We start from the raw sequence: 13,290 nt of genomic DNA, 5'->3' as shown, positions 1-13,290 counted from the left end.
TTACCGCCCCAGATAAACATCGATGACGTTTTGATCGGCGGTGACATGGTCCAGCGACCCTTCCGCCAAAACAGACCCTTCGTGCAGCACGGTGACTTTGCAATCAAGGCGACGCACAAATTCCATATCGTGTTCAACAACAACGACAGCGCGGGTTTTCGCCGCACGTTTCAGCAAATCGGTGGTCAACTCGCGTTCGGCGGTGGTCATCCCGGCAGCGGGTTCATCGACAAGCAGCAAGCGCGGGTCTTGCGCCAGCAACATGCCAATTTCCAACCACTGCTTTTGCCCATGGCTCAATTCGCCAGCACGGCGGGGCAGGCTGTCTGACAGGCCAATTTCAGCGGCGATTTCTTCGATGCGTATGGCCCCTTCGCGGGTCTTTTTATAAAACAGCACAGAAAACGGCCCACGCGGATTACGCAGCGCCATGGCCAGGTTTTCGCGCACTGTCTGTTCTTCAAAAACGGTCGGTTTTTGAAACTTGCGCCCGATGCCTTCCATTGCGATTTCGCTTTCGGACATTCCTAACAGGGAAATATTGCGGTCGCCCCAGGTGACACGCCCTTCGTCCGGTTTGGTCTTGCCGGTAATGATGTCCATGAATGTGGTCTTACCGGCCCCATTGGGGCCGATGACGGCGCGCAGTTCAGGTTCGCCAATCTGGATCGACAGGTTATTGATCGCACGAAATCCGTCAAAGCTGACAGAGACGCCAGAAACTTCAAGAAGGGTGCTCATGACGGCTTCCTCACCAGATAATCAAATAGGCCGCCGATCCCTTTGGGCGCATAAAGCGTGACGGCGACAAAAGACAGGCCGAGCAACACAAGCCACCAGTCGGTCCACTGGACAGTGTAAAAACCGAGATGAATCGCTGGCGCGCCGCCGCCGGTGAACCAACTCGACAATAACGAGACAAAGGCGGCGCCAATCACCGCACCATAGAGCCGCCCGCGCCCACCGATCGCGACCCATACCGCCAGATAGATCGATGCGATTGGTGCAATTTCAGCCGGATTGATAATGCCTGCCTGCGGATAATACAGCGCGCCCGCAATTCCCGCGACGATGGCGGTGATGGTGAAAACAAAGAGCTTGTAGCTTTCGACGTGATATCCAAGAAAACGCACGCGGCTTTCGTTGTCGCGGATCGCCTTGATCACACTCCCCATTTTTCCCGACGTGATCCATGCAAACAAAACATAGCCCAGTGCAACAGCAAGGGCCGAGGCATAAAAGAACGCGAGCGAAATCGTTGACTGCGATGTGCTTTCAAAGCCGGGGATATTTTGCAGGCCGGATAGCCCGTTATTGCCGCGCAAGCCGCTGTCATTTTGGAACAGGTACAGCGCCAGCGCCAAGGTCATCGCCTGTGTCAGGATCGATAGATAGACACCGGTTACCCGACTGCGAAAGGCCAGCCACCCAAAGACCAAAGCCAACAGTCCCGGCACCAGAACCACCATCAAAAGCTGGAGCGGCAGGCTGTGTGCAAACCCCCAAATCATCGGAAATTCCGAACTGCCAACGACGCCGAAAATCTGGTTGCCGATTGCGTCACTGATTTCCTGTGGGGTGGCGGGTATGGTTTGCGTCGAAAGACTGTCAAGCACGATCCCCTCGGTACGCGCGTACATCAACCACATGCCGACGGAATAGCCGCCAATCCCGAAAAACGCGAAATGCCCGAGGCTGAGGATGCCGCAATATCCCCAAACGACATCCATCGCGACCGCGATCAGGCAAAGGCATAAAGTCTTGCCAAGCGTTTTCACAAACGATGTGGACATGACGCCAAGCCCCGCATCGGACAGGATCGTAACACCGATGGTGAATATGCTGAGCGCAAGCAGAAACCACAAAGTTTGCGGATGGCGCATGATGAAGCTGTTCATAGGTCGTGTCCTTTGAGAAGATGCATTTGCGCCGCGCATTGCGCACCGCCACGCTGAAGGGGCTTTGCCGCTCCAGACCACCCCGGGGTATTTTGACGCGAAAGTCGCATCAATTTAATCCGCCGCCGCCCGGCCTTTTAAGGCGACGATGCCTTTGGGCCGGAACTGAATGAACAGGATGATGAACAAGATCATATAGGTTTGGGCCGCCAGCGTATTTGACGGGTTAAACCATTCGATGCCCTTTTGCAGGAAACCAATAAGGGATGCCCCTGCGAGTGTCCCCCAGACGTTGCCCACGCCACCAACGACAACTGTCATAAAGCTTTGGACAATATAATCGGCACCCATTTCGGACGTCACTTTGGCGTACAGTCCAATCGCAACGCCTGCGATGCCTGCTATGCCCGAACCCAGCCCGAATGTTAGCATATTGATGCGATCAGGGTTAATGCCCATGGAGGCGGCCATACCAGGGTTCTGTGTCACCGCACGCACCTCTAGGCCCAGCCGGGTGCGTTTGAGGACGAACAGGATCAGGCACAGGAAAATGATCGCCAATACGAAGATCGCGATGCGAATGTAACTGATTTGGACGACATCGTTAAATACGAGCGCCCCATCGAGCCACGCGGGTGAAGTCAGCGGGCGTGCTTGCGTCCCAAAGATGTTCTTGGCCAACTGCTGTAGCGCGATTGAAATCCCGAAAGTGGCCAGCAGCGTTTCCAATGGGCGATGGTAAAGGTGTCGGATCACCAGCCGCTCCATGGCGACACCTGCTGCGAAGGTGACTGCAAACGCCAGTGGTAGCGCGACAATAATCGATGCGGTGTAGTTGGGTACGAAAAGCTGCACGACATAGCCTGTATAGGCACCAATCATGATGAATTCGCCGTGGGCCATGTTGATCACACCCATTACGCCAAAAGTAATCGCAAGGCCAATCGCGGCCAGAAAATAGATCGATGCCAGCGAAAGCGCATCGAGTGTCAGGTCAGCAGCCTGCCCAACGAAAACGCGCGTACCGGCCGCGGTTTGCGCCTTTTGTGCGGCAGCTGTGATTGCGGGGTCTTCTTCATCGTAGACTTCGAAAAACACGAAACCAGCAAGGGCCGCATCCCGGTCTTGTTCGGTGACAAGAGGCGGTACGCTACCCGCCGCAGCCAACTGCGCATAGGCACGCGCGCGGTTGGCGGTGCTATCCAGCTGTGCCACAGGAACATCGCCCACGCGGCCGTCAACGATGTTTTCGGCAAGGGCGGTTTTGATCACGTCATCGGGCGTACGCGGCGGCGCAAGGTCTTGGGCAATCAGCAGGTCATAAGCGGCGTCCAACGACATATCCGCGCCCGGTGTCAGGACGCGGGCGATGTTTGCGTCGGTGGGTAATTCGGGGGCCAATGTGGCCTTCGTAGCCAAAATTTGGCTCAGCACGGCGCGGGCTTCGACGCTGACATCTGTCGACAGGCTTTCAATTGCGGTGATCCGCTCTGCTGGGTCGTCGGCGAAACTTGCGGATAGAAAGTTGGCCAGTTGTGCTTTGCGTGCCTTCAGTGTCGCATCGGTTTCCCCGGCGATCGAGCCAAGCAGGGGCGCAAGCTGCGCGGCCTCGGGGCGGCGCGCGATCGACGCGACGGCACTGCTGCGTCGGGATAGATCGGGGTCCATCAACTGGAATTGCACCAGGGCAGTGCCGATCACGCCGCGCACACCGCCATTGGGCTTAATTTGAGAATAGCCATCTTTAGGCACCGTGGTTTCCGCGCCGGTGTCGATATCGGTCAGGGTCAGGTTCGCACCATCTTCGCGGGCGATAAAAAACAGACCTTCGGGGCTTTGCCAAACCGACTTGTCCTGCCAATGCTCAAGAAAGGTGCCGACCTGCGGTAAATCAGACGCGGCAAGATCATCAATCAACACGCCAACAGTGCGGCGCCCGGGCGATGCAACCTCGTCGGCGTGGGATCGCAGCAGGTCTTGCAATGTTTGGGCCTGCGCCATGGGAACAAACCCGATCAGCAGAGCGAGCAGAATTAAGACGCGATACATGGGGGATTCCGGTATGCAGATATGAAATAGGCGCGGGATTATCCCGCGCCTATCGTTGATCTTAGTAGTTGGATGTCAGTTGTACGCAGGTTTTTGTTTCCGTGTTGTACATGCCGCAACCAAGGGTCTGCCAATCGGATTCTAGCACAGCGGATTCAGGCAGGTAGTCTGTCCATGCATCGCCGGGAACTTCGGTTGTCTGGCTGATGATGTCAAATTGACCGTCTGCTTGGATTTCGCCGATCAAGACAGGTTTGGTCAGATGGTGGTTTGGCAGCATAACCGCTGTGCCACCTGTCAAATTTGTGAATTCCTGACCATACATCGCTGCACGTACCGCATCGACATCAGTTGTTCCGGCAGCTTCGACGGCATTCACCCACATGTTGAAGCCGATGTAATGGGCTTCCATCGGGTCGTTGGTGACGCGATCAGCACCAGCAAAGGCTTTCCACTGCTCAATAAATGCCGCGTTTTCAGGCGTGTCCGCAGACATGAAGTAGTTCCAAGCAGCCAAGTGACCAACAAGGTTAGATGTGTCCAAACCAGACAGTTCTTCTTCGCCGACCGAGAAGGCGACAACAGGAATGTCGTCAGCCGATACGCCAGCGGCGGCCAGTTCTTTGTAGAAACCGATGTTGGCATCGCCGTTGATGGTCGAAATCACGCCGACTTTTTTGCCGTCTTCGCCCAATGCAACAACGTCGCCAACGATTGTGGCCCAGTCAGAGTGACCAAAAGGCGTGTAGTTGACAAAAATGTCTTCGGCCGCGATGCCGTGGTCCACCAGATAGGCTTCGAGGATGTTGTTTGTGGTCCGTGGGTAGACATAGTCGGTGCCCAACAGCGCGAACTTTTCGACGCCCAACTCTTCGAGGAAGTAGTCAACAGCGGGGATTGCCTGCTGGTTTGGTGCCGCGCCAGTGTAGAATACGTTACGCGACGATTCTTCGCCCTCATACTGTACTGGATAGAACAGAAGGCCGTTCAATTCTTCGATCACAGGCAATACGGATTTGCGCGACACGGACGTCCAGTTCCCAAAGATGACGTCAACGTCAGAAACGGTGAGCAACTCGCGCGCTTTTTCCGCGAACAATGGCCAATCGGATGCAGGGTCGACAACCACTGGTTCGATCTGGCAGCCCAGCAAACCGCCCGCCGCGTTCTGCTGTTCGATCAGCATCAACATGACGTCTTTCAATGTGGTCTCGGAAATCGCCATGGAGCCGGACAAAGAGTGCAGAACACCAACTTTGATCGGCTCCGCACAGTCCTGTGCTGCACCCATGCTCGTGCTTGCCAGCAATGCGGCAAATGCAGTGGCGCCAAGAGTATTCTTATATGTCATCGAAACTATGTCCCCGTTTCGTTGTCATGGTGCCCTAGGCATGGCAAACGCCATAATGTAATACAGGCCCACAACAGTGTTGTTGTAGTCGCGTGGTGGGGAATTTCTGCCAGGAAGACCCACTGCGCGGCGATGAATGTCATAATTGACGATCACCTGACTATGCTGTGCGCAGACAAGAGTCCGTGGTGCTGATGGGTTTTCAAGGGTTCCGTCGACAGCATGTTGAAATGCGCGCCGGATTCGATGGTATTTGTCTAAAAAACAGGCAAAACATCAACGTGTCGGTTGCGGTAGCGAACTGGTCGTTTTTTGGGTGCATTGTTTGGGGCAACTTTGGGGAGCGAACGTTACTCTTTGGCTCGCGTTGTTCGCATTTTTACCCCGTGATCGCGTTCCAGCCGGCTAAAATAGATGACATGCTCTTCGGTTGATAGCTGAACAAGCCAACATCATTTCCATCAAAAGCGACGGCCGCTGTGGTGCCTTCGCCCATTGGGTCGTTCAGGCAAACCAGCCGCGCGCCCTCTTGCTTCGGGTACAGGTTGCGCTGTCGTTTGCGAAAGTCGGCAACTTGTGTGGCCCACATCGCATCAAGAGTGGCGACATCGCCGACTGTTTTCGCGACAGCTCCGTTAGAGATATAGATATACGCAGTCATAGACGCGGCGTTGGCGGTTAAAAAACGCTCCAACCTCGCGGCGGGCTTCTCATCCAGGTCAATCTTCCATAGTTTCGCGAGACCTTCGGCGGGCAATCCCGCGTCGGAACCGGACCCCAGCGGGCGTGCTGGCAAGCTGCGGACCATGACACGACTGGCAGAGGCACAGAGCAACATCATCAAATCGCCTGCAGCCTGCAGCGTTTCGGGTTCATCGCGCGACAGCACTTTGCCAATAACGGACGCCGCTTCGGGAACATTGCCAGAAACGTCAATAAAGCCGCGCAGCCGCCGCCCGGCGACGATCATGCTGACAGTCACATCATCAATACTGAACACCAAGGTGCGTTCAAGAACCGTGGAGTCAATTTCAGTCAGCACCGATGCTAACGGGGTCGGCGCGCCACCTTGCGATATGACGCGTGCCCCGGAAACGTAGGTTTCGTTGCGGTCAAGCAGGGCGGCCAGTTTGCTGGCAATAAGGGTGGAGTCACTCACAGAAGCAGCCTCGGTTCATGTGTACGGTCATGGTCATGCGCCTGCGCTTAGTTTTTCGAGGAACGGGCGGGCGTCCGCGATAAACGCGTCAACATCGATCTGGGTCGAGCACACGCAGCATAGAACATCTGTCGGTTCCGTATCGGCCCGCAAGAAAATGCGGAGTTGGCCCGGGCTTGCGACAACCGCAGAGCTGCAAGGCACGACACCTAGAAACTGGCGTGATTTTGTTCCCAGCGTCAGTGCGGCCTCGGCGCAAAGATTGTCCAATCCTTCGCGTGCCAGCGAAGTTGATGAGTTCGTGACGAGGATCATCTGCGTCGACAGGTCGGCAAAGGCGATCGTGTCGCATGCTGCAAATTTTTCCTGCAGTGCATCAAGTTCGTCCACGACCATTAGTGTTCGTCCGCTATTGTGTGTTTCAGTTCTTCAGTGGGGATATGATAAAACACGGGTCAGTGAAAGCCTAGCCGTGCATTACAGTCCGAGCTGGGTGTCATTCAGATTTATGCGGAATGTTCGTCCCATTTGGTTGTTCGGCGGTCGGGCGTCTACGGCTTGGGCTATCGGCATCCAATGGACGCTTCACACGGCGCGGGAGGACTTGCGCGGCGACAGGATCAGGGATCGCAGTGCCGTCTGGCACGTTGTAAAGCGGCAGATCCGTCCGCGCGGCAAGCTTGGCCAGTTTCTCGATCGCACCAATCAGATGCTCTACGAACGGTCCCGCGCCACTGGCATCCCAGCGGTCATAATCATCGCCAGCTTCCAAAGCTTGCAGCAGCGAAATTGGGAAGGTGGCCGCAAACATCCCGTTCGTTTCGCGCCGGACGCGTTTGAACACCCGCAGACGGTCTTTTTCATTGGTGAGCTTATCGAAGCGCGTGATCAACAAAATCGAATTGGCACGCACCGCGTCAGGCATCGTGTCCCACACAGCAGCCTCTGACTGGCGCCACGCTTGGGTTGCATGGGTCAACCAGATCACGGCGTCCACCTCTGGCAGCATGCGCTCCCAAACTTCAGATGACATATTTGGGTCCGAAATCCCCGGAAAGTCGATCAAATCACAGACATCAAGAATGTCACAATCTATCGAAAGGCGGATATAGCGGGTTTCTTCGACCGGAATATCCTCTAGCCGTGCAAGCGAAACAGGTTCTGTCGATCCGTCGATATCCACGCGGTAGGGTGCGCCGGTACCGTGTGTCATCCATACCGGGGACAGTCGCGTCGCCGTCACCTTTTCAGGAAGGGGGCGGGCGCCCATCAGCAAATTTGACAATGTACTTTTACCTGCCGAAAATTCCCCCATCAACGCAATGCGCGGTTTGCGTCCGGCACCGGAAGCGGGCGCCGTCATGCTATACGCCCTTCTGCAGGCGCGGCACCGCTAAGCTCTTCGAAGATATAATCGAACAGTTCTTCGCGCTCTTGTTGGGCCGTGATGCCAAAGATGTCTTGCAAGTCTTCTTTGCTCAGGTTCGACTTTTCGCTGATGTCAGTCAGGAACCCCCGCTGTTCAGCAAGAAAATCGCGCAGCTCGCGCTCGGCCAGAAGCCGGATTTCGTCCGCTTGCCGCACTTTGAGTTCGTCAACAATTGGCGCGGTTTCAGCTTCAATCAGATCATAGAAACCACTCGCAAATGCCCGATAGCCCTTGCGGCGTTTCCACCAACCCTTCCACCACGATGTCTGTAGATCCAACGCGATGGTTTGACCCAGTTGCACAGGCGCAGGGATTTCTGGTGCGGCAGGGGGCGTGACCGAAAAGTTTTCGACAGCAACGCCAAAAGCACTGCGGTAAGTTTCAGACAGATCATCCGAGGCGGCAGCAAATACCTGCTCGCAGGTTGACGTAACATTTCGGCGCATCACCTGATAACTGGTGCGTAAAAGCATGCGCAGCCCATCTGGACTGTACTGCCATACTTCTTCTTCGCCGTGCGATTCCAGGTGTTGCAACAACGATTCAAGCGCCCGTTCAAGGAACCGCTTATGGGATTGGTCGACGCGGGATCCAAACTGTTGAAACACGATATCCATGCGGTCACTCAGAAATTTGAGATTGTCCGCTTCAAGTTTGTCCAAGTGGGCAACAAGTTGATCGTAAGGCATTACGCTGACGCTATCGCTATCAAGACGCATGGATACCATCGCGTTTGACGCGCGGACGCCGCCAACAAGGTTCAGCGCGCGCTTGCGTGACGCAGACAGGATTTCGGCGCCTGGCCCTTCGGAAATCCGTTCGGATAACGCGCGATACAGTTGTGGTACACCCGACAGGTGCCACACCAATTCGTTGGTCGCCATGCCGGCAGTTTCGGCGTCCAGCGATGCTTCGGCCCAGTTGAACATGGCCTCGGCGCTTTCGGCCACGATATTGTCCATATTTTCGCCCAAGGCGATATTCGCCCAATAGGCGCTACCAAAAATCAATTCTGGGTTTTCAGGGCCATTGTTATCTGCAAGTGTCTGCAAAATGCTGGCGCGGATTTCTGGGACTTGTTCGGCGGGGTTTGCCAATTCGTCGATACGGTTCACAAAAATCACAACTTCGCGCGATTTTACGTTCGCGATCAGTCTGATAAGCCCCATATCCATCGAACTAAGCGCCTGATGGGCCGACAGAACAACCACACAAATCCGGCTGTCACGAAGCGCATTGATGGTGATTTGTTCACGCATCATGAAGGTATCGTTCACGCCCGGCGTGTCGCGCAAGCACAGCGGCATCGGAATTGCCTTGGCTTCCAAGTAAAGATCAGCCGATTTGGTGATATCGGCAAAGCGACCCTGTTGGTCCTCTTCGTCCAGATCTTCAAAATCATCGCCCATACAGACGTAGCGCTGTACAAGGTCGTCATTCAGTTCAGCATAATTATGCTTTTGACCCAGAAGAAGCTCAAACTTGCGACCGAGCCGCTGCTTCGTTTTGTCGCGCATTTCGGCGATTTGTTCGCGAACCTTTTCAAGCTCTTCGTCTGCGCCGGCGCGGCTGGATAATTCACCGATTCGGCCACCATTTTCGATCAAATGGTCCCACTCGCCTTGGCTGAAAAATTGAAATGAGGCGGTAGGTGCGTCTTTGCTTAGCGGGGCGTTCAAGTGAAGAGAGGTCACCACCGACGTCCACGGGTTCACGTCGGCGGGCAACAAATCCGGGCGACCAACCATTGCGTTTACCAATGAAGTTTTGCCGGACTTGATCTGTCCAATCATCGTGACGCTGGGTTCAAATGCGCGTAACTGCTTGATCAAACGCGATGATTTCTTTTCCGCATCAGAACCACCCAGTCTGACAACGTCAGCTAGTGTTGCTTCGAGATCAACCACCTCGTCATGAAACTCTTCAAGCTTTTCCAGGCCAAGTCGCATGAATGGGTGGTGTGCTGCTGGAACTTTATAACCGTCCCCTTTTGTCAGCTCTTCCATCTTCATTCTTGTCCGTCCTCAATAGTCGTGTTGGCTACCACCTTTATCAGTAGATAGTCTCTTCGCCAAATCACGAGACTACCACTTGTTTATTGCTATAATGGAAACAGCGCCACACTGCTTAAATAAGGCAATGTTTGCCCGACTTTTACAAGTGTTGTGATAACTTACGCAGCGAGATCAGCCTGTAGCTCGTGCTTGATTTGCAACAACAGGCTCAATGCCTCGATTGCTGCGCTGTCGTTTTTTTCCATCTGCATCAACTGCACCAGATCAGCTGCGTCCAGCACGGTGGTGCGGACACGATGTAACGCAACATCCGCGCCATCACCATTTTCGTCTAAATAAGCGCTTAACCATTGCACATTCTCAACAGCCAAGGCGATGATTTGCGCAGGTATTCCGGGGCCGTCACCATTTGCGATTTCCGCGATCGCAACCGTCTGCTCAGCGATGTAGTCAAGCGCGTTTCTGTATGCGCTTCGTGTCGCAGGTTGCAGCGTCACGACGTTCGCAGCGGGGTTGCCAGATGCCGTATGTCCGGTTCGCGTCGTGGTATCGGTCGCCGGAGTTGTTTCCTTATTGGAAACATGTATTTCCTCAACAATGGACAGCTTTGCAGCCTGATGCGCCTTATCATCCGCCGGCCACTGAACTTTATCATCTTGATTTTGCTCAGAAATTTTCTTTCCAGCGAGGATTTCCTCGTTCTGAATAAGCAAAATATCGGCCATATCCACTGCCGATTGGCGCCCCTGATCAAACTGCTTCAGAACCGCCGAAATGAGCGCAAGTCCGCCGCTTTGGCGCATCACATCCTTGTCAACCGTACCATCCGGCTTTCGCGCGCCGAGCGCGTCCACTGTTGCGATCGGCAGAACGTGATTAAATTCGTCGCCAGCAGCCCTGCGAACGGCCGTCATTGCAATGTCCAGCTTCCCCGCCGCAGCAATCTGGTCTGCGTGCGTCAACATCAAGAATGCATGATCTTTGATCATGTCCGGCATCTGCGCCCAAATATTTTGTTCCATGGGCACGTAGCCCCGCGTGCACCACATTGCGACATCACAACGCTTCGCAGCCCATTGGCTCGCGTTCAGAAGAGCCTCTGGTGTTTTTGCACCGGCTACCTCGAAGACGGAAATCTTCTTGAGCGCGGGCAAAGGCAGGCGAATTTCTATAAACGTCGGCTTGAGGCCGACAACTTTGAGCATGTCGACCGAGCTAAGTGCCGTCTGACTTCCAAAATCATCAAGTGTCGTTTTTGTACCGTCATCAAGTGTACAGATCACTTGCGTGCTGTCACCATAGGTCAACTGCACTGTGGGCAGCGCGATGCCTTCAGGGATCACATGGCTGCCGACCAACAGGTTTAGCAGCTTTGATTTCCCGGCCCCGGACATACCCAGTAAACCAATACGCATCGGCTGGTCTAAACGACCAGATAGCTGGACAGCGCGTTTATGCGTCGCAGCAGAAAGCAGGCCGCTTGCGACAGCCTGCTTTAATTGATCATGAACGCGTATTGCCAATGCTTGATTCGACATTAATTGCCTCCAGCGGCTATCTTAGCCTGAGGCGTAGCCTCATCAACCTCCGTTCCGCTGGAATCTTTACCATTTGTGTCAAATTTCGCGACAGGCTTCACCTCTTTGATCCGGGGTGGGACGTCTTTTGCCCCGACACGCCCCACATCGTTGGGGTCAACAACACGCGTGATGGTTGCCGCATGTGTTTCGACATGACCAATCGGTTTCGCGCGGATCGCACGGATCACCGGCTTGTCGTGATTCAGTTTAATAACTGAAAATGACACATTGTCTTGATCGGGGTCGGCAAGCGCTTCGATCGCTTCCAAAAGATAACCTGCGATCTCGGCGCTCTTACGTCGGCGATAGCGGTGCAGGATTTTTTGAATATGTGGTTCGTCCAGATACTGAAGTCCGTCGCTAGAGACCACCACAATATCGCCAACCTGCAATTCAAAAGGCGTTTTCGGGCAATCGGATTTAGCCACCCGGTCACCCAATATAACCGAGGTCAGGCAATTGCGGTCAGGGTGGTTTTTACCCGCTTCAGCATCAAGCAGACCGGATTTCACCATAAAGTCGATCTGAGGTGCCATAGAGTGGTCCTCGTTCAACTGTTGCAGCTTGCCATTGCGGAAATGATAGAGCGGGGAATCCCCGATCGACATCCAAAACATCCGGTTTTCCACCAGAACAAGCGAAACGAGGGTTGCTCCCATGCCGCGTGTCTCTGGGTGCTCTTCTACATGCTCCCGTACAACTGTATTGGCGCTTACTGCCGCCGCAGTCAGGTATTGCGGGATCTCGTTTTCAAATTCTGAGAAATTGGCGCTTTGAAATTTTAGCTCGCTAAATACTTCTGTTACTACAATTTTACTAGCAACGTCACCAGCGGCATGGCCGCCCATGCCGTCAGCCAAAACAACAACCCCCGTATCCGCCCCGAAAGGGAAGTCGGTGACAATTGCGTCTTCTTGATAGTCTCTACCGCCTTGGCAAATCGCAGACGCGACGTCAAAACGTGGTTCAGGCGATCGCCACATCTTCGTCCTCCCCGGTCTCTCCGCTGGTCCAGCTGAACGATTGATCGCACAGGGCCACAAAACGAAGAACAGTTTCACCGATACGAATGACGTCGCCCGTTTTCAGCACTTCGTTGCTGATCAGTGGCTTGTCGTTCAAACGCACAATATTCGATTTACCACCGTGACCTAGCAAAAACTCTTTGGTTTCAGGGTCATACACGATGGCCGCATGACCAGTCCGCGAGATGGAGTTGTCGCCAAAATCCAGTTGAATGGCTTGATCTTCGCCGCGGCCGATTTGGGACATGCCGGCCATCAGCGAAAATGCTTCACCGCGACCGGGGCCATCGGCAACAACGATCCAACCAACGGGGAACTTTGCACGCTGCGTGACGGGCGCTTTTGGCGAGTCGGTAAACAGATCAACAACATCACCGTCAGATTTTTCAAACCCAATCAGGCGCGTTTTTGTGCGGCGTGCCCGTGCAGGCGATCTGGCTGCCGACGCTGCTGCAGCGGCTGGCGACACATCGGGGATCGCGGTTGGCAGCTCTGTCGATGCCGCGCTCTCCTCGACATCCCAGATGTTGGCCGCAGTGGATATTGCTGCCTCAGCCTGTGGTGTCGGTCCTTTTACCTTGGTGTTAACGTTTGAAAGAATGTCACTGACCGCGGCTTCTGACACTTGATTAGTATCGAGCGCACCGATGGTGTCATGGTAGGATTTTTCCAGTTGATCGACGCCAGCCGGACGGCGGGTCGTCTGGTTATCCCGCTTTTTACCAATGAGATTACGAAGGAATTTCATCTTGTCTACCTTTCTATTTGCGTCACAAAGCGGCTT

At 54.5% G+C, this 13,290-nt stretch carries 11 protein-coding genes; all 11 read right to left on the bottom strand.

The features are described from left to right. The 11 genes from urtD to ACXJGX_RS05995 all read right to left on the bottom strand — a co-directional run bounded on the left by urtD (nucleotide 1) and on the right by ACXJGX_RS05995 (nucleotide 13,254). The gene (urtD, locus tag ACXJGX_RS06045) at nucleotides 1-741 is read right to left on the bottom strand and encodes an urea ABC transporter ATP-binding protein UrtD (RefSeq protein WP_474779670.1); all 741 of its coding nucleotides are present in this window, start codon (nucleotides 739-741) and stop codon (nucleotides 1-3) included. Then, nucleotides 738-1,898: an urea ABC transporter permease subunit UrtC gene (gene urtC / locus ACXJGX_RS06040; protein ID WP_474779668.1), complete on the bottom strand. Its 1,161-nt coding sequence runs from the start codon at nucleotides 1,896-1,898 to the stop codon at nucleotides 738-740. The genes urtD and urtC overlap by 4 nt, the downstream gene beginning before the upstream one ends. Before the next feature lie 114 nt (nucleotides 1,899-2,012). After that, a complete protein-coding gene (urtB, locus tag ACXJGX_RS06035) occupies nucleotides 2,013-3,947 on the bottom strand; it encodes an urea ABC transporter permease subunit UrtB (RefSeq protein WP_474779666.1) in 1,935 nt (644 codons plus the stop codon). Between the two features lie 61 nt (nucleotides 3,948-4,008). Further along, nucleotides 4,009-5,298: an urea ABC transporter substrate-binding protein gene (gene urtA, locus ACXJGX_RS06030; RefSeq protein ID WP_474779664.1), complete on the bottom strand. Its 1,290-nt coding sequence runs from the start codon at nucleotides 5,296-5,298 to the stop codon at nucleotides 4,009-4,011. A gap of 379 nt (nucleotides 5,299-5,677) precedes the next feature. Beyond that, nucleotides 5,678-6,457, bottom strand: a complete 780-nt coding sequence (locus ACXJGX_RS06025) for a hypothetical protein (protein WP_474779662.1) — start codon at nucleotides 6,455-6,457, stop codon at nucleotides 5,678-5,680. A gap of 33 nt (nucleotides 6,458-6,490) precedes the next feature. Then, nucleotides 6,491-6,853 (bottom strand): hypothetical protein, encoded by a 363-nt coding sequence (locus ACXJGX_RS06020; RefSeq protein ID WP_474779660.1) that lies wholly within the window; start codon nucleotides 6,851-6,853, stop codon nucleotides 6,491-6,493. Nucleotides 6,854-6,953: 100 nt separating this feature from the next. Next, nucleotides 6,954-7,820 carry a dynamin family protein gene (locus tag ACXJGX_RS06015; RefSeq protein WP_474779658.1) on the bottom strand — a complete coding sequence of 289 codons (867 nt, stop codon included), beginning with the start codon at nucleotides 7,818-7,820 and terminating at the stop codon, nucleotides 6,954-6,956. After that, the gene (locus ACXJGX_RS06010) at nucleotides 7,817-9,898 is read right to left on the bottom strand and encodes a dynamin family protein (protein ID WP_474779656.1); all 2,082 of its coding nucleotides are present in this window, start codon (nucleotides 9,896-9,898) and stop codon (nucleotides 7,817-7,819) included. Before ACXJGX_RS06010 ends, ACXJGX_RS06015 begins: the two co-directional genes overlap by 4 nt. Nucleotides 9,899-10,059: 161 nt before the next feature. After that, nucleotides 10,060-11,439, bottom strand: a complete 1,380-nt coding sequence (locus tag ACXJGX_RS06005) for a hypothetical protein (RefSeq protein ID WP_474779654.1) — start codon at nucleotides 11,437-11,439, stop codon at nucleotides 10,060-10,062. Further along, nucleotides 11,439-12,464: a PP2C family protein-serine/threonine phosphatase gene (locus ACXJGX_RS06000; RefSeq protein WP_474779652.1), complete on the bottom strand. Its 1,026-nt coding sequence runs from the start codon at nucleotides 12,462-12,464 to the stop codon at nucleotides 11,439-11,441. Before ACXJGX_RS06000 ends, ACXJGX_RS06005 begins: the two co-directional genes overlap by 1 nt. Then, a complete protein-coding gene (locus tag ACXJGX_RS05995; protein ID WP_474779650.1) occupies nucleotides 12,448-13,254 on the bottom strand; it encodes an FHA domain-containing protein in 807 nt (268 codons plus the stop codon). The genes ACXJGX_RS06000 and ACXJGX_RS05995 overlap by 17 nt, the downstream gene beginning before the upstream one ends. Between the last annotated feature and the right edge of the window lie 36 nt (nucleotides 13,255-13,290).

The sequence above is a fragment of the Yoonia sp. SWMV100 genome (assembly GCF_056108365.1).
The sequence above is the reverse complement of the archived record's forward strand: the minus strand, read 5'-3'. Positions and strand labels throughout refer to the sequence as shown.

What these genes read in the sequence shown, in the direction of transcription:
- urtD (WP_474779670.1), bottom strand. Translation starts at nt 741, where the DNA reads ATGAGCACCCTTCTTGAAGTTTCTGGCGTCTCTGTCAGCTTTGACGGA.
- urtC (WP_474779668.1), bottom strand. Translation starts at nt 1,898, where the DNA reads ATGAACAGCTTCATCATGCGCCATCCGCAAACTTTGTGGTTTCTGCTT.
- urtB (WP_474779666.1), bottom strand. Translation starts at nt 3,947, where the DNA reads ATGTATCGCGTCTTAATTCTGCTCGCTCTGCTGATCGGGTTTGTTCCC.
- urtA (WP_474779664.1), bottom strand. Translation starts at nt 5,298, where the DNA reads ATGACATATAAGAATACTCTTGGCGCCACTGCATTTGCCGCATTGCTG.
- ACXJGX_RS06020 (WP_474779660.1), bottom strand. Translation starts at nt 6,853, where the DNA reads ATGGTCGTGGACGAACTTGATGCACTGCAGGAAAAATTTGCAGCATGC.
- ACXJGX_RS06015 (WP_474779658.1), bottom strand. Translation starts at nt 7,820, where the DNA reads ATGACGGCGCCCGCTTCCGGTGCCGGACGCAAACCGCGCATTGCGTTG.
- ACXJGX_RS06010 (WP_474779656.1), bottom strand. Translation starts at nt 9,898, where the DNA reads ATGAAGATGGAAGAGCTGACAAAAGGGGACGGTTATAAAGTTCCAGCA.
- ACXJGX_RS06005 (WP_474779654.1), bottom strand. Translation starts at nt 11,439, where the DNA reads ATGTCGAATCAAGCATTGGCAATACGCGTTCATGATCAATTAAAGCAG.
- ACXJGX_RS06000 (WP_474779652.1), bottom strand. Translation starts at nt 12,464, where the DNA reads ATGTGGCGATCGCCTGAACCACGTTTTGACGTCGCGTCTGCGATTTGC.
- ACXJGX_RS05995 (WP_474779650.1), bottom strand. Translation starts at nt 13,254, where the DNA reads ATGAAATTCCTTCGTAATCTCATTGGTAAAAAGCGGGATAACCAGACG.